Raw genomic sequence first — 23,455 nt, 5'->3', positions numbered from 1 at the left:
CCGTCCCACGCCCGCAACGGTTACGAGGCCACACCATGAGCGACGCACTTTCCCCTGCCGGCCATGACACCGCCACGGTCCACGGCCGCTTCGCCGCCGTGGCCAGGACGCATGCGGAACGGATCGCCGTCGTCTCGGATGCGGCATGCCTCAGCTATGCCGACCTGGACGCCCGCAGCGACCGCATCGCGCGCGGGCTCCTGGCGGCGGGCGTGGAACCGGGGAGCTACGTGGCGCTGCTGATGGATCGCTCCGTCGAGGCCGTGATCGCCATCTTCGGCGTATTGAAGGCGGGAGCGGCGTATCTCCCCATCGACACGCGCTGGCCCGCCGAGCGTGTGGCGTTCGCATTGCGCGATGCGGATGTCGCGGCCACCGTCGCCGACGAGGCGCACGATGTCGCCGGGAGCGACGACATCCCGGTGTTCACCGTGGCCGAGCTCGAGGACGAGGTGTCGGAATGGATCGGTGGCGGAGAACCGGACGACGAGGCGGTAGCGCTGGCCGGGCACGCTCAGGCGCGCTCCTGCCCGTCCGTCCCGGGAACGGGGAACGACCTGGCTTATGCCATGTACACCTCCGGCTCCACGGGCACGCCCAAGGGGGTCGAGATCCGCCACGCATCGATCCTGCGGCTCGTGCTTCGTTCCGACTACATCGACTTCACCGCGCCGAAGGTGCTGCACGCCGCCCCGCTGGGTTTCGATGCCTCCACCTTCGAGATCTTCGCCCCGCTGCTGAATGGCGGCACCTGCGTGGTGTACGGCGAGCGGGTGCCCACCGGCGCCGGCATCGCCCGCACGGTGGAGAGACATGGGGCGGAGATCGCCTGGCTCACCGCCGCGCTGTTCAACGCCATCGTCGACGACGATGCGGCCCACCTTGCCGGCCTGCGCGTGGTCATGACCGGTGGCGAGGCGCTGTCGGTCCCGCATGTGCGCAAGGCGTACGCCGCGCTGCCGGCGACCACCCTCATCAACGGTTACGGCCCCACCGAGTGCACCACGTTCGCGACCACGTATGTCATTCCGCGCGAGTTGCCGGACGACCTGGGCGCCATTCCCATCGGCCGCCCGATCGGCGAGACCTCGCTGCACGTGCTCGATACGGAAGGCAACGAAGTACTCCCCGGCGTCACCGGCGAACTCTTCATCGGCGGGACGGGCGTGGCGCGCGGCTACCTCAACCGTCCGGAGCTGACCGCCGAGCGCTTCGTCGCCGGCGGTACCCGCTATCGCACCGGTGACCTCGTGCACTGGCTTCCCGACGGCAACCTCGCCTTCGTCGGCCGTGTCGACGGCCAGGTGAAGATCCGTGGCTACCGCGTGGAGACGGGCGAGATCGACATCGCCCTGCGCGCCCTGCCCGGCGTCGCCGCCGCCGCCGTGATCGCACGCGAGGACACCCCCGGGGACAAACGCCTCGTCGCCTACTACGTCGCCGGGACCGACGCGGTGAACGCGCGCGACCTGCGCGACGCGCTGGCCCGCACGCTGCCCGACTACATGATCCCCGTCGCATGGGTACGCATGGACGCGCTGCCGGTAAACGACAACGGCAAGCTCGACCGCCGCGCGCTGCCCGCCCCCGACGGCGGACGCCCGGAACTGGCGGCCACCTTCGCCGCGCCGCGCGGCGACATCGAGGCGAAGCTCTGCGCGATCTTCGCGGACGTGCTCGGTGTCGGCACCGTCGGCCGCGACGACAATTTCTTCGACCTCGGCGGCAGCTCCCTGCTCGCGGCGCGGGCCATGACCCGCGTGCACGAGGAACTGTCGCCGACCCCTACCCTGGTCGGGTTCTTCGCCGAGCCGACCCCGGCTGCGGTGGCGGCCACGATCGAGGGGCGCGCCGCCCGTCATGCGCTGGCAGGACGCCTGGCGGGCGGCGCGCAGGCGGCGGGTGAAGCGGTGGCCATCGTGGCCATGGCCGGCCGCTTCCCGGGCGCGCCCGACGCCGAAACCTTCTGGGACAACCTGTGCGCGGGCCGCGAATCGATCCGCTACTTCGCCCCTGACGAACTCGACCCGGCGGTGAGCCAGGCCGAGCGAGACGATCCCGGCTACGTCGCCGCGCGCGGCGTGGTCGACGACGTCGACCAGTTCGACGCCGGCTTCTTCGGCATGTCGCCGCGCGAGGCGGAACTCACCGACCCGCAGCAGCGCCTGTTCCTCGAGCTGTGCTGGGAATGCATGGAGCGCGCGGGCTACGTGCCGGACGGCCAGTCGGTACCGGTCGGTGTCTTCGGCGGCATGCACAACGCCACGTATTACCAGAAACACATCAGCGGACGGCCCGACCTCATCGAGAAGCTTGGCGCGTTCCAGGTGATGCTCGGCAACGAGAAGGATTACCTCGCCACCCGCGTCGCGCACAAACTCAACCTCACCGGTCCGGCGATCAGCCTCAACACGGCATGTTCCACTTCGCTGGTCGCCATCGCGCAGGCGTTCGACGCGCTGCGCGCGGGCCGCTGCGGCATGGCGCTTGCCGGCGGCTCGTCCATTGCCTGCCCGCCGAACAGCGGCTACATCGCCCAGGAAGGCTCGATGCTCTCGCCGGACGGCCATACGCGCACCTTCGACGCGGAGGCGCAGGGGACGGTCTTCAGCGACGGCGCCGCGGTGGTGCTGCTGAAGCGTCTCTCCGACGCGCTGCGCGACGGCGATCCGGTTTATGCCGTGATCCGTGGCGCCGCGGTGAACAACGACGGCGCGGTGAAGGCCAGCTTCACCGCACCCAACGCCGCCGGCCAGGCCGCCGTCATCGCCATGGCGCTCGAGGATGCCGGCGTGTCGCCGCGCGACATCTCCTATGTCGAAGCGCACGGCACCGCCACGCCGCTCGGCGACCCGATCGAACTGGAAGGCCTCACCCGTGCCTTCCGCGAAACGACCGCGGACAAGGGCTTCTGCGCCCTCGGCTCGCTGAAGAGCAACGTGGGCCACCTCGTGATGGCCGCCGGTGCGGCCGGCGTCATCAAGACCGCCTTTGCGCTTTGCGAGCGCCGTCTCCCGCCGTCGCTGCATTTCAATACCGCGAATCCGCGTCTCGGCCTCGCCGACTCGCCCTTCGTCGTCAACGACACGCTGCGCCCATGGCAGACCTCGGGCGGCCCGCTGCGCGCGGGTGTCAGTTCGTTCGGCGTCGGCGGCACCAATGCCCACGTGATCCTCGAGGAGGCGCCGGAGCGCGCGCCTTCCGACGCGGCGAGCGGCCCGCAATTGCTGCTGCTCTCCGCGCGCACGCCTGCCGCGCTCGGCAACGCCGCGGCGCGACTCGCCGACCACCTCGCCGCGCATCCCGACGGCAATCTAGCCGATACCGCGTGGACGCTGGCGTGCGGTCGCAAGGCGTTCGCCCAACGCACGCACCTGGTGGCGGTGTCCACCAGCGATGCGGTGACCAAACTGCGCGATATCGCGGCGGCCGCGATGTGTCGCGCGTGCGCCGATCCGGCGCCGCGCATGGTCTTCCTGTTTCCGGGCCAGGGCTCGCAGTACGCGGGCATGGGACGCGAACTGCACGCCACCGAGCCAGTGTTCCGCGCCGCGCTGGACGACGTGGCCCTCGCGCTGCGCGACGAACTCGGCTTCGACCTGCGCGAGCGGATGTTCGCCGACGACGCGGAGGCCTTGAAGGCCACCGCGCTGACCCAGCCAGCCACGTTCGCGCTCGAATACGCCCTGGCCCGTCTGTGGATGAGCCTGGGTGTGGAACCGGTGGCGATGATCGGCCACAGCGTGGGCGAATTCGTCGCGGCGGCGCTCGCGGGCGTCATGCCGCTGGCCGATGCCGCGCGCCTGGTGGCCCGCCGTGGCCGCATGATGCAGGCACTGCCCGCGGGTTCGATGCTTTCCGTTCGTCTGGGGGCCGCCGAGCTGCGGGCCCGGCTCCCGGACGCTCTTTCTCTTGCCGCCGAGAATGCGCCGAACGCGAGCGTGGTTTCCGGTCCGACGGATGCCGTCGAGGCGTTCCGCGTCGCCCTGGAAGCCGAAGGCGTCGCGTGCCGCCTGCTGCATACCTCGCATGCGTTCCACTCCGCGATGATGGACCCGGTCCTCGGCGATTTCCGCGCCGAGGTGGCGACGGTGACGCTCGCTGCGCCGCGCACGCCCATCGTCTCCACCCTTACCGGCACGATGCTGACCGACGCGGAAGCCCTCTCGCCCGATTACTGGACGAAGCACCTGCGGCATACCGTGCGCTTCTCCCCGGCGCTGCTGCACGCTCTGGAAGACGGCACGCATGCCTTCCTGGAAGTGGGTCCGCGGCCCAGCCTCGCCCTGCTCGCGCGGCAGCACGCGCAGAGCCGCGGCCGGACCATCGTCGCCTCGCTGGGCGACGGCCCCACCGACGAGCGCGTCGCCTGGCTCGCCGCCGCCGGCACGCTATGGGCCGCCGGCGCGGCCATCGCCACCCAGGCCTTCGATCATCGCGACCAGCGCCGCCGCGTGCGCCTGCCCACCTATCCCTTCGAGCGCAAGCGGCACTGGATCGACGCCCGGCTGCCTGCCTCGCTTTCCTCCATCGCCGTCGCGGCGCCGCTCGCGCCACCCGCCGCCGTATCGCCCGCCGTACCGGAGCTCCCCATGCCGATGCCTTCCGCACCCGCCGCCAACAACCGTCCCCAGCGCCTCGCCGGCGAACTCATCGCCCTGTTCGAGGACGTGTCGGGCAGCGAACTCGAAGGCGTCGATCCGGCGGCCAACTTCGTCGAACTGGGGCTCGACTCGCTCTCGCTCACCCAGGTGGCGTTGCAGTTGCAGAAGACCTACGCGTTGAAGATCACTTTCCGCGAACTCATGGACGGCTGTTCGTCGTTCGAACGGCTCGCGGCGCATATCGATCGCCTGTTGCCGGCTGAGGCTCAGTCGGCGGCGCCCGTGCCCGCGGCCGTGGCCGCGCCGGTCATGGCGGCGGCACCGGTGGCGTTGGCCACCGGCGGCGGACTGGTCCAGGACGTGATCGCCCAACAGATGCAGATCATGCGGGAACAGTTGGCGTTGCTTGCGGGAGCCGCCGCTCCCGCGCCTTTGGCTCCGGCAAGCGAGGCCACTCCTGTAGGAGCCGCTATAGCGGCGAGGGGTGCTCGCGAAAACCCGGCATCGGGGCAAGGTTCCCTCGCCGCTATAGCGGCTCCTACAGGAAGTGCGCCCGCGGATGGCCCCACGAACGACGAAGAAGCCGCGCTGGCCCACACCACCTACGACGTCAAGAAGGCCTTCGGTGCCATCGCGCGCATCCATCACACGAACACCGACCTGACGACGCGCCAGCGTGCGCGGCTCGATGCCTTCATGCGCCGCTACATCGAACGCAGCAAGGCGTCCAAGGCGTATACGGAAGAACACCGGCCGCACCTCGCCGATCCGCGCGTGGTGAACGGCTTCCGTCCGCTGCTGAAGGAAATCGTCTACCAGATCGTGATCGAGCGCTCCAAGGGCTCGAAGGTATGGGATCTCGACGGCAACATGTACGTCGACGCGCTGAACGGCTTCGGCATGAACCTGTTCGGCTGGCAGCCGGACTTCGTGCTCGACACCGTACGCGCGCAGCTGGAGGCGGGCTACGAGATCGGCCCGCAGCATCCGCTGGCCGGCATCGTCGCGAAGCAGGTCTGCGACATCACCGGCTTCGACCGCGCGGCACTGTGCAATACCGGCTCGGAAGCCGTGATGGGCTGCGTGCGCGTGGCGCGCACCGTCACCGGCCGCGACACCCTGGTGATCTTCACCGGCTCGTACCACGGCATCTTCGACGAAGTGATCGTGCGCGGCACGAAGAAGCTGAAATCGGTGCCGGCCGCGCCGGGCATCCTGCGCAATACCTCCGAGAACGTCCTGGTGCTCGATTACGGCACCCCCGAATCGCTCGCCATCATCTGCGAGCGCGCATCGTCCATCGCGGCGGTGCTGGTGGAGCCGGTGCAGAGCCGCCGGCCGGACTTCCAGCCCGTCGAGTTCCTGCAGGAACTGCGCGCGATCACCGAGGAATCGGGTTCGCTCCTCATCTTCGACGAAGTGGTCACCGGCTTCCGTTCGCACCCGCGCGGCGCCCAGGCGATGCTCGGCATCGACGCGGACATGGCTTCCTATGGCAAGGTCGTGGGCGGTGGCTTCCCGATCGGCGTGATCGCCGGCAAGCGGCGCTTCATGGACGCACTGGACGGCGGTCACTGGCGCTTCGGCGACGACTCCACGCCGACCGTGGGAGTCACCTACTTCGCCGGAACCTTCGTGCGCCATCCGCTGGCCCTGGCCGCGGCGCATGCCGTGCTCAACCACCTGAAGGACCGGGGTCCGGACCTGCAGGCGTCGCTCAACGCCAAGGTCACGGCCATGGCCGACGAACTGAACGCGTTCTGCGCGAGCGTGGGGGCGCCGGTGCGGATCGTGCACTTCTCCTCCGTGTGGAAGACGGTGTTCACCGAGGACCACCCGCTACAGGATCTGCTGTTCGCGATGATGCGCAGCCGCGGCATCCACATCCTCGACAACTTCCCGTGCTTCTTCACCACGGCGCACAGCGAGGCGGACTTCGCCGCCATCGCCACTGCGTTCCGCGAGTCCATTCTCGAAATGCAGGAAGCGGAATTCCTGCCGCGCCGCCGCGAGACGGCCGCCTTCGATGCCGAGCATCCGCCCGTACCGGGCGCGCGCCTCGGCAAGGATCCCGAAGGTCGTCCCGCGTGGTTCGTTCCCAACCCGGATGCGCCGGGCAAGTACCTGAGGGTTACCGCATGACGCCCAACGAGCTGGCCGCCGCCACAGCGGTCGACTACGATCCGTTCGCCGGTGCGCCGCTCGCGCGCCTCGTGCCGACGACGGCGGCGCAACGCGAGGTGTGGCTGGCATCCCGGCTGGAGCCGGAAGCCTCGCTGGCGTACAACGAAGCGGTATCGCTGAACCTCAAGGGCTTGCTCGACGTGCCGGCCCTCGAATGGGCCCTGCAAGGCATCGTGGATCGCCACGAAGCGCTGCGCGCCACCTTCAGCGGCGACGGCGAGGGGCTCTTCGTCGCCGAACACACGACGCTGCCGATCGCCTTCCACGACCTCTCGCTGCTCGCGCCATTCGAAAGCGACGCGCGCATCCAGGCCGCGCTCTCGCGCATCGTCACCACTCCGTTCGACCTCGAGAACGGACCGCTGGTCCGTGCGGAACTGTTCCGCCTCGCGGCCGACCGCCACCTCCTGACCATCGCTGCCCACCACATCGTGTGCGACGGCTGGTCGTTCGGCGTAATCGTGCGCGATCTCGCCGCCCTTTACGCGCAGCGCACCGGCAAGGGCGATGGCCCGGCCGCCGCGGGCGCGTTCTCGAACTTCGCGTTGGACGAGGCTGCGCACGCCGGCAGCGAGACGGCCCAGGAAGACGAAAAGTACTGGATCGACCGGTTTGCCGGCGCGGTCCCCGTACTCGACCTCCCAGTGGACCGTTCCCGCCCCCGCCGTCGGACGTTCGCCTCACGGCGCGAAGACCGCACGCTGGACCCGGTGGAAGTCGCCGCGATCAAACGCCTGGGCGCCGCCCATGGCGCGAGCTTCTACGCGACCCTGCTCACCGCCTTCGCCGTCCTGCTCCGCCGCCTGGCGGGGCAGGACGATGTGGTGATCGGCATTCCCACCGCGGGCCAGGCGGCCGAAGGACTCGACACCCTCGTCGGCCACGCCGTGAACGTGCTGCCGTTGCGCGCGCGCGTCGACGACGCGGCGAGCTTCGCCGACATGCTCGGCACGGTACGCAGCGACCTGCTCGACGCCTTCGAGCATCAACGCTACACGCTGGGCAGCCTGCTCGCCCGCCTCTCGCTGGCGCGCGATCCGTCGCGCCTTCCGCTGGTGGCCGTGCTGTTCAACCTCGACGCGCAACTGGACGAGAGCACGGTGACCTTCCCCGGCCTACGCTTCGACGTGGAAGCGGTACCGCGCGAGTACGAGAACTTCGAGCTCTTCGTCAACGCCGTGCAGGTCGACGGCGGCCTGCGCCTGGAATGCCAGTACAACGCCGACCTGTTCGAAGGCGCGACCATCCAGGGCTGGCTCGACGCCTATGCCACGCTGTTGCGCCAGGCGGTGCTGAACCCGAGCGAGGCCGCGGTCGCGCTCCCGGTCGTCTCCGACGCGGTGTACCGCGAGCTGGCCGCGTTGCAGCCGGCACCGACACCGTTCCCCGAACTGCGTCTCGCCCACGAATTCTTCGAGCAGCAGGTGGACCGCGCGCCGGAGCGCGCCGCCGTGCGCCACGCCGATCGTTCGCTCACCTACGCCGCGCTCGAGTCTCGTGCGAACCGCATCGCCAACGCGCTGCGCGATCGGGGGATCGGGCACGGCGCGCTGGTGGGCCTCTCGCTCGCGCGCGGCATCGACATGGTCGCCGCCGTGCTCGGCGTGCTCAAGTCCGGTGCGGGTTATGTACCGCTGGACCCCGCCTTCCCGGCCGACCGCCTGGCCTTCATGGCCGAAGACGCCGCGCTGGCCGCGCTGGTCGTCGACGACGATGCGCCGTTGGCCTTTGCGTTCGATCCCATGCGCGTACTCCCCCTCAACGGCGACGAGGTCGCCCGGGCGTCGTTCGAACGGCCGGAGCGCAATCGCCGCGCCGCGACGCCCGACTCCGTCGCGTATGTCATCTTCACGTCCGGTTCCACCGGCCGGCCGAAGGGCGTGCGTGTGCCGCACCGTTCGGCCGCGAACTTCCTCACCAGCATGCAGCGTGTGCCCGGTATCGCGCCGGACGACCGCCTCGTCGCGGTCACCACGCTCTCGTTCGACATCGCCTTCATGGAACTCATGCTGCCACTGACCAGCGGCGCGGAAATCGTGGTGGCCGGCCGCGACGACGTGCGCGACGGCGGCCAGCTGCGCCGCCTGATCGAGGACAGCGACGGCACGATGATGCAGGCCACGCCGGCTGGCTGGCGCCTGCTCGTGGACGCGGGCTGGCATGGCCGTCCCGCGTTCCGCGCGGTGTCCGGCGGCGAGCCGCTGCCGGTCGACCTCGCCGAGGCCCTGCTCGACCGTTGCGGCGAGGTCTGGAACGGCTATGGCCCCACCGAGACCACGGTGTATTCCACCTACTGGCGTGTGTTGGATCCACGCGAGGGCATCTACATCGGCCGCCCCATTGCGAACACCACGGTGCACATCCTCGACGAGCGCGGCAACCACTGCCCGCTGGGCGTGCCCGGCGAGATCCACATCGGCGGCGCCGGCGTCACGCTCGGCTACCTCGATCGTCCCGAACTCACCGCCGAGAAATTCGTGCCCGATCCCTGGTCGGAAACGCCGGACTCGCGCATGTATCGCACCGGCGACCGCGGTCGCTGGCTCAGCAACGGGCTGCTGGAACACCTCGGCCGTCTCGACTTCCAGGTGAAGGTGCGCGGTTACCGCATCGAGCCGGGCGAGATCGAGTGCGTGCTGACCGACGCGCCGGAAGTCGCCCGCGCCGTGGTCATGGCGCGCGAGGATCGTCCCGGCGACGTCCGCCTGGTGGCTTACGTTGTCGCCGCCGAGGTGGCGCACGGGAACGACGAGCTGGAAGCTGTGCTGCTCGAGCGTCTTCGCGCGCGCCTGCCCGACTACATGGTGCCGCAGCACATCCTCGTACTCGATGCCATTCCGCTGCTTCCGAACGGGAAGATCGATCGCAAGGCGTTGCCGCCGCCCGTGGCGCACTCCATCTCCGCGCCGGGCGAGCGCATCGCCCCGCGCACCGAGGACGAACGCCGCGTGGCGGCCGCGATGGAAGCGGTGCTGTGCCTGCCCGACCTCGACATCCGCGACGACTTCTTCGCCCTCGGCGGGCATTCGCTGCTGGCGGCGCAGCTCACCGCGCGGCTCAACCGCGAGTTCGGCGTGACGCTGTCCTTCCGCACCCTGTTCGATGCCCCGACGATCGAACAGCTCGCCGCGGCCATCGGCGCGCAGGTGGCCAGCGGCGCCGCGCCCGCCACCGATCCCATCGTGCACCGCGCCGAAGCGCAGCAGGACCATGCACCGCTGTCGCTCATGCAGCGCCGCCTGTGGGCACTGGAGCGCATGCATCCCGGCCGCGTCACCTACAACGCACCGTCGGCCCACCGCCTCCGCGGCAAGCTCGACGAGCACGCCTTCGACATGGCCTTCCAGGCGCTGATCCAGCGCCAGCCGATCATGCGCACGTCGTTCCGCGACCTGGGCCAGGACATCGCGCAGGTCGTGGAGCCGCGACTCGACTACCCGCTGTTCCCCGCCGAGGACCTCAGCCACCTGCCGCACGACGAGCGCGAGGCGCGCCTCATGCAGCGCCTGCAGGAACTGACCGATACGCCGTTCGACCTGGGCACGGCGCCACTGTTCAGCGCACGCATGTTCCGTCTGGCCGATGACGAGCACGCGCTGTTCTTCATGCCGCACCACATCATCTGGGACGGCTGGTCGTTCGACATCCTCTATAACGAGCTCTCCGCGCTCTACCGCGCCTTCGCCGCCGGGCTGCCTTCGCCGCTGGCACCGCTGCCGGTGACCTATGGCGACTTCGCCGAATGGCATGCGCACTGGCTGGAATCCACCGCTTTCCGCAGCCAGCTGGCGTTCTGGAGCGAGCGCCTCTCCCAGATGGGCGACGTGAGCGCGCTGCCGACCGACCATCCGCGCCGCCCCGGCATGTCCGGTCTCGGCCGCACCGAGTGGATCCGCGTGTCGCGCGAGGACACCGACGCGATGCACGAAGTGGCTCGCCAGGCGGACGCCACGCTCAACATGACCCTCCTTGCGCTGTACTTCGCCATGCTCTCCAGCTCGGCCGGCCAGCGCGACCTGGTCGTGGGCACGCCGGTGCGCGGCCGCAACCAGACCGAGGTCGAATCGGTCATGGGTTACTTCAACAACCTGCTGCCGCTGCACGTGAGCGTGGACCCGGCCCTCTCCTTCCTCGAGTTCGTCCGCCACGTGAAGCGCACGGCCATCGAGGCGTTCGGTCATCCCGACGTGCCGCTGGAATACCTCCAGCGCGAACTGCGCGTGGGGCACGGCTCGGGCGCCACGCTCTACCAGGCACTGTTCTCGTTCCAGGATGCGCGCCAGCGTGTGGTGGACTGGGGTGGCCTGGCACACGAGCAGATCCTGCTGTTCCAGAGCGGCGCCACCGAAGATCTGGGCCTGTGGTTCCTCGAAGGCCACAAGGGCATGGTCGGCGGCGTCACCTACAACGCCGACCTTCTCCAGGCGGATACGGCGCGGCTCATGCGCGAGCGTTACCTCGACATGATGCGCCGCGTCGCGACCGATCCCGCTATCGCCGTGGGCGCCCTCACCGCCGCGACGGCGGCCGAGCTGGAACGCATGCACGGCTGGAACGATACGACGGCCAGCTTCCGCCTGCCGGCGGACCTGCACGGGATGGTGGCCGCCACCGCGGCCATGTCGCCGGACGCGGTGGCCGTTGTCCACGGCCCGCGCAACATCACCTACGCGGCGCTCCTGCGCCGCGCGACGCGCATGGCCGTGCTGCTGCGCGACCGCGGTGCCGTCCGCGGCAGCACCGTCGGCCTCTGCGTCGATCCGGACCCGGACCGCATCGCGGGCCTGCTCGCCATCGCGATGTGCGGCGGTACGGCCCTGCTGCTCGACCGCGCCGACCCCACCGCGCGCCTGCGCGACATCCTCGCCGATGCGCGGATGACCGTGCTGATCGGCGACGCGGCACTGGAAACGACGCTCGACTGGCCGCGCGCCTGCGCGTTGTGGCTGGACGCGGACCATGCGGAACTGGATGCCGCCGATATCGACGCCGCCGCGTTCGATGCGGCCGAACCGGATGCCGCCGCGATCGCCTTCCATGTGCCGGGAAGCGACGGGAAGGCGCGCGGCGCATCGCTTTCGCACCGCGCGTTGGCGGGTATCGTGGAAGGACTTGCCGATGTGCTGGAGGTTCGCGCGGGCGAGCGGATCTCGGGCGATGCCCTGCCCTCCGATCCCATGTCGGTCATCGAGGCCCTGCTGGCTTTGGCCCATGGCGCGACGCGGGTGCTGCCGCAAGCACCTGTCGCCGGCATAGCCGGCTCCCACATCGATGTCGGATCCGACATCGATACTTACATCGCCACGCCGGAAACCTGGCATGCGATGCTGGAAAGCGGCTGGCAGGGCGATCGCCACCTGCGCGCCGTCGTCACCGGCGGCACGCCCGGTCCCGAACTCGCCGCACGGATCGCTGCCGGCACGGCGTCGCTGTGGACGCTGTTCGGCGACGCGACGACGGCACCGGTAGCGACCTGCGGCCGTGTCGAACACGTGGCCGACGCCTTGCACGAAGGCAAGCCGGTGACCCATGCCCAGGTGTGGATCCTCGACGAGGACGGCGAACCTTGCCCGATCGGTGCGACCGGCCATGTGGCCGTCGCGGGCGCCACGCTCGCGCTGCCTTTCGGCCAGCGGGCGGGGATCGAACGCCAGCCGGGCGACGAACGCGTGCAGCGCACGGGCTATCGCGGACGCTGGCTCGCCGAAGGCCAGTTGCAGGCGCTCGACCGCTCCGATCGTCGCGTGCGCCGGCACGGGCTCGACGTGGAGCCGGCCGCGATCGAATCGCTGCTGCTCGATCAGCCAGGGATCGTGCGTGCGCTCGCCGTGCCGCGCACGAACCAGGCCGGCCTTACGCAGATCGACGCCTACGCCGTGGCCGCACCCGGCGCGATCGCCGATCCCGACGGCCTGCGCGCGGCGCTGTGCGGCGCCCTGCCGGCCTGGTCGATGCCTGCGCACCTCGTCGTCCTCGACGCCTTGCCCCTGCTGCCCACGGGCGAGCCGGACCTGGCCGCCCTGCCGCTCCCTGCCGAACAGCGGCAGGGGCCCTCGGCCGAAAGCACCGAGCCACGCAGCGAAAGCGAGCGTCTGCTCGCGTCGGTGTGGATGGAACTGCTGGGCATGTCGCGCGTGCGCACCAGCGACAACTTCTTCGACGTGGGCGGGCATTCGCTGCTCGCCGTGGACATGGCGGTCCGCGTGCAGAAGCTGACCGGCGTGCAGCTCAACCTGCTGGATATCGCGAACGGCACGTTGGGCACGCTCGCCGCCGAACTGGCCATTGCTCCGCCGGCACCGGCACCGGCCGCGGGTAAACGCGGCCTGCTGAGTCGCCTGCTGGGCCGTGGCTGATCCAGGGCGCCCGGGGGGAACGCCATGACACACATCGCCTGGTTCGTCTGCTGGACCTCGGCTGCGCTGCTGGTCCACGTGTTCGTCGGCTACCCGTTGCTGGTGTGGCTGCAGGCACGTGTACGTCCGCGTCCCGTGGCACGGCACGATGTCCTGCCCACGGTGAGCATCGTGCTCGCCGTGCACGACGGCGAACGTCTCATCCGCGCCAAGCTCGCGAACCTGCGCCAGCTGGACTATCCGGCGGCGCTGGTCGACATCGTGCTCGTGTGCGACGGCTGCCACGACGCCACCGTGGCGATGGCGCGCCGTTCGACCGATCCGCGGCTGACCGTGCTCGACCATCCGAACCGGCGCGGCAAGGCCGCCTGCCTCAACGACGCCGTCGCCCTGACGCGCGGCGAGGTGCTGCTGTTCACCGACGTGCGCCAGCGGTTGTCGCCCATGGCCCTGAAGGAACTGGTCGCCAACCTCGGCGACCCCGAGGTGGGCGCGGTGACCGGCGAACTGCACATGGAGAACGTGCGCAGCGGCTTCGCTCAGGGCGTGGACTTCTACTGGCGCTACGAGAAGGGCATCCGCCATGCGGAAAGCATGTCGGGTTCCACCATCGGCGTCACCGGCGCGATCTACGCCATGCGCCGTGCCCTGTTCAAGCCGCTGCCGCCGGGCACGGTGCTCGACGACGTACTGGTGCCGATGCGCGTGGCCGCCCAGGGCAAGCGCGTGGTGTTCGAGCCCAAGGCCATGGCCTGGGACCAGCCGTCGCAGGGGCCGGCCGACGAACGCCGTCGCAAGATCCGCACCCTGGCCGGCAACTACCAGCTGATCCAGCTGGCGCCGTGGCTCCTCCTGCCCTGGTGCAATCCGCTGTGGTTCCGCTTCGTCAGCCACAAGCTGCTGCGACTGCTCGCGCCGTGGCTGATCGTGGCGCTGACGGTCAGCAGCGGGCTGCTGGTGACGCGGCACCCGATGTACGCGGTGGCCTTCGGCGGGCTGGTCGCGGGTCTGCTGATGGTGGGGCTGGCCCGCCTGCAGCCGCCGCTGGGCCGCCTGCTGCCGTTGCGCATCGCGGTGGCGTTCTTCTACCTCAACCTCTTCGCCGCGCAGGCGCTCCTCGCCTTCGCACGCAACCGCAGGCTCCATCTATGGTGACTTCAACGATCGCGCGCGGCGCGCCGGGCATCCGCGGCCGGCTCGGTGAACTCTGCTATTCCAGCGGCCTGCTGCATTCGCTGCAGCGCGTGCGCGCCTGGTGGCAGCGCGACCTGCGCATCCTGGCCTACCACCGCGTCATGCCGCTGCCCGATCCGGACACCTACGAGTTCGACCTGGAGCTGATCAGCACGCCGCCGGGCGAGTTCCGCGAACAGATGGTCCGGCTGAAGAAATACTTCCGCCCCATACGGCTCACCGACGTCGTGGCCGCGCTCGACGCGGGCGAGGCCCTGCCGCCCGATTCGGTGGCGGTGACCTTCGACGACGGCTACGACGATAACTACCGCATCGCGGCGCCCATCCTCGACGAGGTGGGCGTGCCCGCCACCTTCTTCGTTTCCACCGGCCACATCGACACGGGACGCCCGTACGCCTACGACTGGCTGCTGCACATGATCCTGCTCACGAAGGCGTCGCGGATGGTCTTGCCCGAGCTCTCGATCGACATCGCCCTTCCCGCCGAGCGCGCGCTGCGCCGTCGGATCGCGGGCAACGTGTTGCTGCGCATGAAGTGGCTGGACGCGCTGGAACAGACGGCGATGATCGAGCGCCTCGAAGCCGAGTGGGACATGCCGTCGGCCAAGGCCCGCCCCGTCGACTGCCGCCCGATGACCTGGGACCAGGCGCGCGAGATGGAGGCCGCCGGGCTGGAATTCGGCTCGCATGGCGTGCACCACCGCATGCTCGCGCGGCTTCCGCAGGACGAGATGGAGCGCGAGATCCGGGCCTCGAAGGCCACGCTGGACCGCGAACTGAAGAACCCGGCCGTGCTCATGTCCTACCCCGTGGGTGGCGACCGCGCCTACAACGACGCCGTGATCGCCGCCACGCGCAATGCCGGCTTCCAGCTGGCTTGCAGCTACATCTGCGGGACCAACGCCGAACCCAGCGAGAACCGCTACGCGCTCCACCGCCTTCCGGTGGAAAGCAACATGGGCCCGGGCTGGTTCGCCGCGATGCTGGCGTTGCCGCAGCTGATGAGCTATCCCACCGTCGCCCACGAGGCAAACGGACCCAGGGAGCGCGCATGTTCCCCCTGATCCTCCTCTATGTGGTGCTGACCATCATCCGGCCACAGGACTACGTGCCGGGGCTGGACGCCGTGCCGATCCTGCCGGTCGTCCTGCTCCTGGCCTTCGCCGCGTGGACGGTGTCGAAGGAAAAAACCTTCGAGGCGCCGCAGTTCGTGATCCTGCCGGCGTTCCTGCTCGTCCTCATGTTCTCGCAGGTGACCAACGGCTGGACGGGCGGCGCGATCGACGAACTGGCCCGTTTCGGGCCCGTGGTCGTGGCCTTCTTCGTCTTCGGTGCCTCGTGCGGCACGCAGAAGCGGGTGAAGGTAGCCATGAGCGTCTTCGTCGTCTGCGCCGCCGTACTCGCGCTGCACGGCGTGGAGCAGGCGCAATTGGGCGTGGGCTGGACGGGCATTCCCATCGGCGAAGGCAACCGCATCCAGTATGTCGGCATCTTCAACGATCCCAACGACCTCGGCCTGCTCTTCGCCGCCACCTTCCCGATGGCCGTCTTCCTCGGGCGCAAAGGGGCGGGCGCGCTGCGCCCGGTATGGCTGGCCGCCGCCCTGCTCCTGCTTTACGGCACCTACCTGACCAATTCGCGCGGCGCCATGCTGGCGATCCTGGTCGTGGCCGGCTGCTATGTCTGGTACCGCAAGGGCATGATCGTGGCGGGCGTGCTGGGCGTCTTCGGGCTCGCGGCGATGAAGCTGTTGTCATCGCGCATGGACGAACTGGACGCGGGCGAGGAATCGGCCGCCGGCCGCGTCGATGCCTGGTACTCCGGTCTCGAGATGTTCCGCGAGAACCCGCTGTTCGGCGTGGGTCCCGGCAACTTCACCGAATACAACGAGCTGACCGCGCACAACTCCTTCGTGCTCATACTGGCCGAAACCGGGTTCGTGGGCTTCGTGCTGTGGCTGGCCTTCGTCTGCTACGGCTTCATCATGATGCTGCGGATCGTGCGCCACCAGCGCCCGAAGGATGCCGATCCCACGGTCGAAGCCGCCTGGACCACCGAGCGCCAGATGGCGCTGTCGCTGCTGCTTTCCCTTTGCGGCATGTTCGCCGCCGCGTTCTTCCTGAGCCGCAGCTACATGGTGGTGCTTTACCTGATCGCCGCCATGGTCGCCGGTTACTACGTGGGCGCGCGCCGGCGTTGGCCCGACCTGCCGGTCTACCGTCTGTCGGACGGCGGCTGGCGCTGGGTGCCGATGGGCGCCGGCGGCGTGTTCGCCCTGTTCGTCCTCGTTGCCGTGCTGTTGCGAACGACATGAAAACCTACGAAGCCCTGCTGCGTCACGTCCTCTGGCCCGCCTACGAGGGTGGCCTGCGCCGTCGCGACACGCCACGGCACATGCGCCGCTACGAGCGCGACCAGTGGCTGGCGCCGAAGGAGATCCAGGCCTTGCAGTTCGAGCGCCTGAAGCGCCTGCTCGACTGGTGCTACCGCGAAGTGCCTTACTACCGGCGCCGGTGGGACGCCGAGGGCATCGCGCCGCAAGACATCCGCTGCATGGACGATTACGCGAGGTTGCCTCTGCTCACCAAGGCCGACATTCGCGAGCACGCGGAAGACCTGAAGGCCATTTCCCTGAAGGGTTCGCTCGCCTACAAGGCCACCGGCGGGTCCACCGGCGAACCGCTGCGCTTCGGCTACACGCGCGAAAGCAACGATCGCCGCGTGGCGGTCATGTGGCGCGGCTACGGCTGGGCCGGCTCGCGCATGGGCCGGCGCACGCTGTTCCTGTGGGGCGGCGCGGTCGGCGAGCCTACCAGGGCGCACCGGATGAAGGATCGCGTCTACAACGCCGTGTTCGCGCGCAAGCTGCTGGACAGCTTCCACATGAGCGAAGCCACCATGGCCGGTTACGCGGATGCCATCGACGCGTACCGGCCCGAGGTGATCGTCAGCTACGTGGGCCCCCTGTTCCGCCTCGCCGAATGGCTGCTGTCGCAGGGCCGGCAGGTGGCGCGGCCGGTGTCGATCATCGGCGCGGCCGAGGCGCTGCATCCGTACCAGCGCGAAATCATCGAGCGGGCGTTCGGGGCCCCCGCCTACAACACCTATGGCTGCCGCGAATTCATGCTGGTCGCCTCCGAGTGCGAGCATCGCGACGGCCTGCACGTGAACGCCGATCACCTCGTCGTGGAAACGCTGGCCGCTGACGGAAAGCCGACGCGTTCGGGCAGCGGCGAGGTGGCCATCACGGACCTGTTCAACTACGGCATGCCGTTCATCCGCTACGTGAACGGCGACATGTCGACGCCTGCGGCCTCGCGCTGCCCGTGCGGCCGGGGTCTGCCGATGCTCGCCTCCGTCGACGGACGCAAGCTCGACGCCATCCGCACGCCGGCGGGGCACATCCTTCCCGGCGAGTTCTTCCCCCACATGCTGAAGGATGTGCCGGGGCTGACCCGCTTCCAGCTCGTGCAGCGGAGCCTGGACCGGCTCGACCTGTCGATCGTGCGCGGCAGGGACTTCGAGGACGCCTCGCTCGACTACATCCGCCGCGAAGTCGCCAAGGTACTTGGCGACAGCGCCGAACTGCACTGCCATTTCGTCGACGACATTCCGCTCACCCGCAGCGGCAAGTTGCGCGTCACCGTTTCGGAGCTGGTCTCGTGAACATCACCCACTTCGTCGAGAACCTGAACCGGGGCGGCCTGGAGCGCATGGTGATCGACCTGGTCAAGGAGCAGCACCGCCAGGGCCACAAGGTGCAGGTCGTGTGCCTGTTCGAGCGCGGCGCCCTCGCGTGGGAACTGGATGCGCTGGGCATTCCCGTCTCGGCCTGCGACAAACGCAGGGGCTTCGACCTGCGCGCGCTCGGCCGTGCGCGGCAACTGCTGGCCAGCCACTACACCGAGGTGCTGCATACGCATAACGCAGTGGCGCACTACCAGGCCGTGCTGGCCAGCGCCGGCATGGGCATCCGCCAGGTGGTCAACACGCGCCACGGCATGGGCGCGCAACGCAAGCCGGGGCGCCGCGAGTGGCTGTTCCGCCGCGCGCTCGGCGCCACGGACGCCGTGGTGGCCGTGTGCGAGGCGGCGCGCTTCGACGCCGTGCAACGCGGCATCGCTCCCGCCGGGAAAACCTGCGTGGTTCCGAACGGCATCGTGCTTGACGGCTTCGACGTGGCCTCCGACGCCATGCACGAACGCCTGACCCGCCTGATCCGCGTTCCGACGGGCACGCGCATCATCGGCAGCGTCGGTCGCCTGAACTGGGCGAAGGACCAGGCCGGTCTCATCCGCGCCTTCCGCATCGTGCGCCATGCCCGCCCGGATACCGCGCTGGTGCTGGTGGGCGACGGTGAATTGCGTGAGACCCTGCGTGCCTGTGCCTTCGATGAAGGCGTGGCCGGCTGCGTGTACTTCCTCGGCGACCGCGACGACGTGCGCGAACTGCTCCAGGGCTTCGACCTGTTCGCGCTGTCGTCGGTGACCGAAGGTTATTCCATGGCCTTGCTGGAGGCCTGCGCCGCGGGCCTGCCGATCGTCGCCACCGACGTGGGCGGCAACGCGGAGATCGTGCGCGACGACGCCACCGGCCGCCTCGTGCCGCCGTGCGATCCGCCCGCACTCGCCAATGCGATCCTGGAACTGCTGCACGCTTCCCACCGGGCTTCGCGCCTCGGGCTGGCCGCGCGTGCCTGGGTGGAAACGAACGGCTCCCTGCAAGCCATGGCCGCGCGCTATGGCCAGCTGTACTTCGGCGATCTGGAGACCGTGCCGTGAAAATCCTCGTCGTCACGAACCTTTTCCCCACGCCCTGGGATCCCCGCCGCGGCACCTTCAACCGCCAGCAGTTCCAGCGCCTGGGCGAGCGCCACGAAGTGGACGTGCTCACCGCCGTGGACTTCCGCGAGCGCATGGCCGGCGCCAGGGGCGATGCGCAGGTACCGGGCGTCAGGCGCGACTATTTCACCTTCTACCATCCGCCGGGCTTCGGCCGTTTCCTCAACGCGCTCTGCTTCTTCGCGTGCATGATGTGGCAGTACGGTCGCGAGCTGCGCCGCGCGCGCTACGACGTGATGCTGGCGAGCTGGGCGTATCCGGACGCCGCCGGCGCCGCGTGGGTCGCGCGGTTGCTGGGCATCCCTTATGTGGTGAAGGTGCATGGCAGCGACCTCAACGTGCAGGCCGGGCATCGACTGCGCCGTCCGCAGATCCGCTCGGCGTTGCGCGGCGCCGCCGGCGTGATCGCCGTCAGCCAGGCACTGGCGCGTAAGGCCGTCGAACTCGGCGCCCGGGCGGACACCGTGGATGCGATCTACAACGGCGTCGACACACGGCTGTTCCATCGCGGCGACAGGACCGCGGCGCGGCGGCGTCTCGGCCTGCCACCGGAGGCACCGATCGTGATCTACGTGGGCAACCTGAAGGCCACGAAAGGCTGCCACGACCTTATCGAAGCCTTCCCTGCCCTGGTCCGGCGGCACCACGACGCGCGGCTGGTCTACGTGGGCGACGGCGCGAGCCGTGCGAACCTCGAGGACCGTGCTTCGTCGCTATGCTGCTCGACGGCGGTGCGCTTCGCCGGGGCGGTGGACCACGCCGAGCTTTCCGACTGGTTCCGCGCGGCAAACGTTCTATGCCTTCCGAGCCATAACGAAGGCGTTCCCAACGTGGTATTGGAAGCCATGGCCTGCGGCACGCCCATTGTCGCCACCACGGTCGGTGGCATTCCCGAGGTCGTTCCCGACCTGGCGGGCATCCTCGTGCCACCGCACCAGCCGCACGAGCTGGGTGTCGCGCTGGTGGAGGCCTTCGAACGCCACTTCGATCCCGCGGCCATCGCGGAGCACGCCGCGACTTTCCGCTGGGACGAGAACATCGATCGCGTCGAACGCGTCCTCGCCCAAGCTGCAACGACGCCTGTGGGGGCCGGCTACGCCGGCGATCCCGCGGCAGCGGGCGAGCTTGCCGCAAGTACCCATCGCCGGCACAGCCGGCTCCCACAGCGCAGCGCCCCGCCGAACACATGAACTGGAAACTGAAAAAGCACGACCTGCTGGGCCTGCTGCCGGAACGCCTCGTCCTCACCCGGACGCGCGACGCCGACCTGCGCTACCTGAGTTTCGACGACGGCCCCGAACCGGGCTACACCCCCCGGCTCCTGGACACGCTGGCAAAGCACGGCGTGAAAGCCAGCTTCTTCCTCGTGGGCGAGAAGATCGAACAGCATCCGGACATCGTCAAGCGGATCGTCGACGACGGGCACATGATCGGTAACCACTCGTACAGCCACTGGTCGTTCCGCAACATGAACCTCACCAAGCAGCTGGACGAGGTGTACCGCACGGACGCCTTGCTGCGCCTGTTCGACGACCGGCCACACCATCGCATGCGCCCCCCGCATGGCTACGTGGGCGCGCAGCTGCTCGCCCATTTCGCCCGGCGGCGGCGCAGCTTCGTGTACTGGTCGTACGACAGCCTGGATTACCAGGACCGCCCCGTCGAAGCCCTGATCGACCGCCTGCGCAGCGATCCGCCCGCCGCGGGCGACATCGTGCTGATGCACGACGACAGCGACAAGGCCGCCGAAGCACTGGACGTGCTGTTGCCGGAATGGCTGGCACAGGGCATGCGCTTCGCGGCCTTGCCGGGAAGCAGCGCATGAGGATCCTCTATCATCACCGCACGCGCGGCCGCCATGTCGAGGGCGTGCACATCCGCGGCATCGTCGGCGCGCTGCGCGAGCTGGGCCATCGCGTGGACGTGATGTCCTTTCCCGGCGCGGATCCGGAGCACGAGACCGCGGCGGCGACGTCCAGCGGCAAGGGCGGACTGGCAGGCGTCGTGACGAAACTGCCCGGCGTCGTCTTCGAGATGCTCGAACTGCTCTACAACCTGGTGACGCTGGCGCGCATGGGCCGGGCCTGGCGCACGGCACCGCCGCAGCTGATCTACGAGCGGTATTCGCTGTTCCTCTTCGCCACGGTATGGCTCGCCCGCCGGCGCGGCATTCCGCTGGTGCTCGAGATCAACGATTCGGCGCTGGTGACCCGGGTGCGGCCGCTCACCATGCGCGGGCTGGCCCGGCGCATCGAACGCTGGTGCTTCCGGCGAGCCACCGGGCTGGTTTTCATCTCCACCTATTTCCGCGACATCGCCGTGCAGGCGTATGGGGACATCGCGCCTTCCGTGGTGTCGCCCAACGCCGTGGACCTCCCGCGCTTCGACCCGGCCCGCTTCGATCGCGAGCGGCTGCGCGCCGAGCGCGGCCTTGCCGGGCGTACGGTCTGCGGACACATCGGCGTGTTCGCCGAATGGCACGGCGTGGACGGGTTCGTCGAGGCCATCGCCCACCGGCTCGAGAGCGTGCCCGATCTTGCCCTGGTCTTCGTCGGCGACGGCAAGACGCTGCCGGCGGTACGCGAACTGATCGCCACACGCGGCCTCGCCGACCGGGTGCTGCTGCCCGGCCGCGTGCCACACGACGAAGTGGCCAGCTGGATCGCCTGCATGGACTACGCCGTGCTGCCGAATTCCAACCACTATGGCTCGCCCATGAAGCTGTTCGAGTTCATGGGCATGGGCGTGGCGGTGGTGGCGCCGGACTACGCGCCCGTGGCGGAGGTAATCGCCGACGGCCGCACGGGCTGGCTGTTCCCACGCGGCGACGCCGCGGCCTGCGTCGAGCGCGTGCTCGAACTGGCCCAGCGTGCCGACGAACGCAGGCGCGTGGGCGACGCCGCGCGAGACTACATCGCCAGCGAGCGGCAGTGGCGCAACAACGCCGAGCAGCTCCTCACCCTCGTGCCGGACGGAGCTCCCGCGTGATCGTCATCGCCCTGCTCGCCGTTGCCCTCCTCGCCGCCGCGGCACTGGTTGTCGTCGCCATCCGCGCGCGCAACATGCAGTACTGGCTGTGGGGTTACCTCACCCGCCGTGCGCCACCGAAGGCGGTCGGACCGGTGCATGTACTGTTCTGCTTCGTGGACCATTTCGAACCCAACTGGGGCCGGGTGGACATGGCCACCCAGCGTCGCCGGGTGGACCGGTGGTGCGACGAGTACCGCGCCATGGCGTCGCGGCACCGCGACGCCGACGGCCGCATGCCGCAACACAGCTTCTTCTATCCGGAAGAGGAATACGTGGAGGAGCACCTCGACAAGATCGCGGCCCTCTGCGCGGAGGGTTACGGCGAGATCGAAATCCACCTGCACCACGACAACGACACGGCGGAGAATTTCGTCGCGACGATGGACCGCTTCAACCGCCTGCTGCACGAAAAACACGGTGCGCTGCCGCGCGATCCCGTCACCGGCCAGCTGCGCTTCGCCTTCATCCACGGCAACTGGTGCCTGGACAATTCGCGCGCCGACGGGCGTTGGTGCGGGATAAACAACGAACTGATCCTGCTGCGCGAGCTCGGCTGCTACGCCGATTTCACGCTGCCTTCCGCGCCCAGCGACACGCAGACGCGCCTGTCGAACGCCATTTACTACGCCACGGACGATCCGCAGCGCTGCAAGTCGCACGATACCGGCGTGCCGATGCGCGTGGGCGGAAAGCCGGTGGGCGACCTGCTGATCATCCAGGGGCCGCTGGGCCTGAACTGGACGGACCGTCGCTTCGGCATCGTGCCGCGCATCGAGAACTCGGACATCCGCAAGGGCTGCCCGCCGTCGCGCCATCGCGTCGACCAGTGGGTACGCACGGGCATCCACGTGGAGGGGCGCCCGGAGTGGGTGTTCGTCAAGGTGCACACACACGGCACGCAGGAGCGCGACATGGACACGTTGCTCGGCAAGCCCATCGACGACATGCACGATTACCTGGAGTCCGCCTACAATGACGGGCGCAACTACGTGCTGCATTATGTGACGGCGCGCGAGATGTACAACATCGCGAAGGCGGCGGAGGCCGGAATGACCGGCGACCCGGGCCGCTACCGCGATTTCGAGCTGGCCCGGCCAGGAAAATCTCACGTCGCGGAACCCGCGACGCTCGTGTAGGAGCCGCCATGGCGGCGACGAGGCCAGGGAAACGGCGCAAGGTTGCCCTCGCCGCTATAGCGGCTCCTACAATGCCTCGTGGAATTGTCTAACATTGCCGGCCTCCGCTA

At 69.3% G+C, this 23,455-nt stretch carries 11 protein-coding genes; all 11 read left to right on the top strand.

Annotated features, from left to right (window positions below; all coding sequences use genetic code 11):
- Positions 1–35: 35 nt before the first annotated feature.
- From HBF32_RS03525 to HBF32_RS03475, 11 genes are read left to right on the top strand one after another with little or no spacing between them, the layout of a single operon-like run.
- A complete protein-coding gene (locus tag HBF32_RS03525; protein ID WP_240147781.1) occupies positions 36–6,746 on the top strand; it encodes a polyketide synthase in 6,711 nt (2,236 codons plus the stop codon).
- Positions 6,743–13,144 carry a non-ribosomal peptide synthetase gene (locus tag HBF32_RS03520; protein ID WP_166698242.1) on the top strand — a complete coding sequence of 2,134 codons (6,402 nt, stop codon included), beginning with the start codon at positions 6,743–6,745 and terminating at the stop codon, positions 13,142–13,144. Before HBF32_RS03525 ends, HBF32_RS03520 begins: the two co-directional genes overlap by 4 nt.
- Before the next feature lie 24 nt (positions 13,145–13,168).
- Positions 13,169–14,299 carry a glycosyltransferase family 2 protein gene (locus tag HBF32_RS03515; RefSeq protein WP_166698241.1) on the top strand — a complete coding sequence of 377 codons (1,131 nt, stop codon included), beginning with the start codon at positions 13,169–13,171 and terminating at the stop codon, positions 14,297–14,299.
- Entirely contained in the window at positions 14,293–15,402 is a 1,110-nt protein-coding gene (locus tag HBF32_RS03510; protein WP_166698240.1) for a polysaccharide deacetylase family protein, read from the top strand. Before HBF32_RS03515 ends, HBF32_RS03510 begins: the two co-directional genes overlap by 7 nt.
- The gene (locus HBF32_RS03505) at positions 15,390–16,652 is read left to right on the top strand and encodes an O-antigen ligase family protein (RefSeq protein ID WP_166698239.1); all 1,263 of its coding nucleotides are present in this window, start codon (positions 15,390–15,392) and stop codon (positions 16,650–16,652) included. Before HBF32_RS03510 ends, HBF32_RS03505 begins: the two co-directional genes overlap by 13 nt.
- Positions 16,649–18,004, top strand: coding sequence for a phenylacetate--CoA ligase family protein (locus HBF32_RS03500; protein ID WP_166698238.1), 1,356 nt, complete (start codon positions 16,649–16,651; stop codon positions 18,002–18,004). Before HBF32_RS03505 ends, HBF32_RS03500 begins: the two co-directional genes overlap by 4 nt.
- Complete coding sequence (locus HBF32_RS03495) at positions 18,001–19,119, top strand: glycosyltransferase (protein ID WP_166698237.1); 1,119 nt, start codon at positions 18,001–18,003, stop codon at positions 19,117–19,119. The genes HBF32_RS03500 and HBF32_RS03495 overlap by 4 nt, the downstream gene beginning before the upstream one ends.
- Positions 19,116–20,369 carry a glycosyltransferase gene (locus HBF32_RS03490; protein WP_166698236.1) on the top strand — a complete coding sequence of 418 codons (1,254 nt, stop codon included), beginning with the start codon at positions 19,116–19,118 and terminating at the stop codon, positions 20,367–20,369. Before HBF32_RS03495 ends, HBF32_RS03490 begins: the two co-directional genes overlap by 4 nt.
- Positions 20,366–21,004 (top strand): polysaccharide deacetylase family protein, encoded by a 639-nt coding sequence (locus tag HBF32_RS03485; RefSeq protein WP_166698235.1) that lies wholly within the window; start codon positions 20,366–20,368, stop codon positions 21,002–21,004. Before HBF32_RS03490 ends, HBF32_RS03485 begins: the two co-directional genes overlap by 4 nt.
- Positions 21,001–22,167: a glycosyltransferase family 4 protein gene (locus HBF32_RS03480; RefSeq protein WP_166698234.1), complete on the top strand. Its 1,167-nt coding sequence runs from the start codon at positions 21,001–21,003 to the stop codon at positions 22,165–22,167. Before HBF32_RS03485 ends, HBF32_RS03480 begins: the two co-directional genes overlap by 4 nt.
- On the top strand, positions 22,164–23,345 hold the full coding sequence (locus tag HBF32_RS03475; RefSeq protein WP_166698233.1) for a hypothetical protein: 1,182 nt from the start codon (positions 22,164–22,166) through the stop codon (positions 23,343–23,345). The genes HBF32_RS03480 and HBF32_RS03475 overlap by 4 nt, the downstream gene beginning before the upstream one ends.
- Positions 23,346–23,455 lie beyond the last annotated feature (110 nt).

Source organism: Luteibacter yeojuensis (genome assembly GCF_011742875.1).
GTDB classification, from domain to species: domain Bacteria; phylum Pseudomonadota; class Gammaproteobacteria; order Xanthomonadales; family Rhodanobacteraceae; genus Luteibacter; species Luteibacter yeojuensis.
This window is presented reverse-complemented; position numbering and strand designations above follow the sequence as displayed.

Excerpts from the sequence above, each read along its gene's own strand:
- HBF32_RS03485 (WP_166698235.1), top strand. The coding sequence starts at position 20,366 with ATGAACTGGAAACTGAAAAAGCACGACCTGCTGGGCCTGCTGCCGGAA.
- HBF32_RS03525 (WP_240147781.1), top strand. The coding sequence starts at position 36 with ATGAGCGACGCACTTTCCCCTGCCGGCCATGACACCGCCACGGTCCAC.
- HBF32_RS03510 (WP_166698240.1), top strand. The coding sequence starts at position 14,293 with ATGGTGACTTCAACGATCGCGCGCGGCGCGCCGGGCATCCGCGGCCGG.
- HBF32_RS03515 (WP_166698241.1), top strand. The coding sequence starts at position 13,169 with ATGACACACATCGCCTGGTTCGTCTGCTGGACCTCGGCTGCGCTGCTG.
- HBF32_RS03505 (WP_166698239.1), top strand. The coding sequence starts at position 15,390 with ATGTTCCCCCTGATCCTCCTCTATGTGGTGCTGACCATCATCCGGCCA.
- HBF32_RS03480 (WP_166698234.1), top strand. The coding sequence starts at position 21,001 with ATGAGGATCCTCTATCATCACCGCACGCGCGGCCGCCATGTCGAGGGC.
- HBF32_RS03520 (WP_166698242.1), top strand. The coding sequence starts at position 6,743 with ATGACGCCCAACGAGCTGGCCGCCGCCACAGCGGTCGACTACGATCCG.
- HBF32_RS03500 (WP_166698238.1), top strand. The coding sequence starts at position 16,649 with ATGAAAACCTACGAAGCCCTGCTGCGTCACGTCCTCTGGCCCGCCTAC.